The organism is Paraclostridium sp., from assembly GCF_051657365.1.
In the GTDB taxonomy this organism is placed as follows: Bacteria; Bacillota; Clostridia; order Peptostreptococcales; family Peptostreptococcaceae; genus Paraclostridium.
In genome coordinates this window covers 1-1,290 of the sequence record NZ_JBOFKN010000149.1, presented here as the reverse complement: position 1 = coordinate 1,290, position 1,290 = coordinate 1, and the positions used below count along the sequence as shown (strand labels likewise).

General features: G+C 35.2%; 2 protein-coding genes. Both read left to right on the top strand.

The features are described 5' to 3' along the window. On the top strand, nt 1–89 hold an 89-nt coding region (locus tag ACRCYC_RS10545; RefSeq protein ID WP_438619093.1), incomplete at its 5' end, for an integrase core domain-containing protein. A 317-nt stretch (nt 90–406) separates the two neighbouring features. Next, a complete protein-coding gene (locus ACRCYC_RS10540; protein ID WP_438619092.1) occupies nt 407–958 on the top strand; it encodes a hypothetical protein in 552 nt (183 codons plus the stop codon). Nucleotides 959–1,290: the final 332 nt, after the last annotated feature.

Genomic DNA, 1,290 nt, shown 5'->3' with positions numbered 1-1,290 from the left:
ATTTATGGCGCGAGCATTACAACACTGTTCGCCCACATAGTTCATTGAATTACATGTCGCCTGTTGAGTATGCAAAACAGGCAGCATAAGCTGGAAAATCTCATCACTGAATTGGTATTAATTCCGGGGAAAGGTCAGGCAAAACCCTGCTTTTAGCAACCTTGGGGTTTCAGATAACAAGAAATTCAAGCAGGGACATTTTGAAATGAGCATTCGCTGCGCGAATTTTACGCTCATTTCAAACCACTTCGCACGCAGGCGTGCTCCGCTATGCCCCTTAATTAAATGTTATCGTACTTGTCATCTTCGCTAATTTAATTCGTAATCTGTAGTCTATGTTGTCTTGACTTAATATATATATTTTAAAATATACTTATATTACAAAGTGTTTTTTTGGGGGTGTTGCATGAGAATATGTATGTTTATTTTTACTCTAATGTTTCCGCTTGCATGCGCCGCATATGAAAGAGATGTCACATTCGGTGCGTGGTCCGTTTATTGTGAAAGTGGGAGTGTATATACTAATCAGAGATATAATAAAAATAATTTCGTCAATATTGCTATTTTTAGTGATGATTCAGCAGCAATTACAATTACAAGAAATTACAGGGTGAGAAATAAAGATTTCTCTTCGGTATCTATAAATGGACGTTTTATTAAGTTAAATAACGTTAGGGTCATTAACTTCGATAGAGGAAATTCTAACGATAGAGTGTTTAATATTAATGGTGTTGTGTTTAAAGAGTCTGCCATTACACCTGAATATCTGGCTTTGTTTCCAAATGCCGAGAATGAATTTATTCATAGAGCGAGTTTTGCCACAGAGTTAGGAGTTAAAAATATGAGGTGGCAATTATCAAATGATAGTTATAAATATGTTCATTTTGATGAAATAAAGGTCAGTTCTGATGGCTTTAAGAAAGCATGGAATTATATGTTGAGTTGTAAACCACTATAGTATAAGTATGGTTTAGTAAATTCATGATGATTTATCTGTAAGTGATTTACGATAACAAAAAGTTCAAGCAGGGACATTTTGAAATGGGCATTCGCTGCGCGAATTTTATGCCCATTTCAAACCACTGCGCACGCAAGCGTGCTACGCTATGCCCCTTAACTAAATGTTATCAGGAGTGGTTTTGAACTAAGAATGTAGGTGAGTGCCAGAATGGTAATGTGCATTTATTAACTGAAATCGTTCAGCATTAATAAATCGTGTTTCAGATGAAGATAAAATTTTTTAATTATATTTTCTGCATGTCTTTTCTTTCTTCTTGGCACTCATATGAT

What these genes read in the sequence shown, in the direction of transcription:
- ACRCYC_RS10540 (WP_438619092.1), top strand. Translation starts at nt 407, where the DNA reads ATGAGAATATGTATGTTTATTTTTACTCTAATGTTTCCGCTTGCATGC.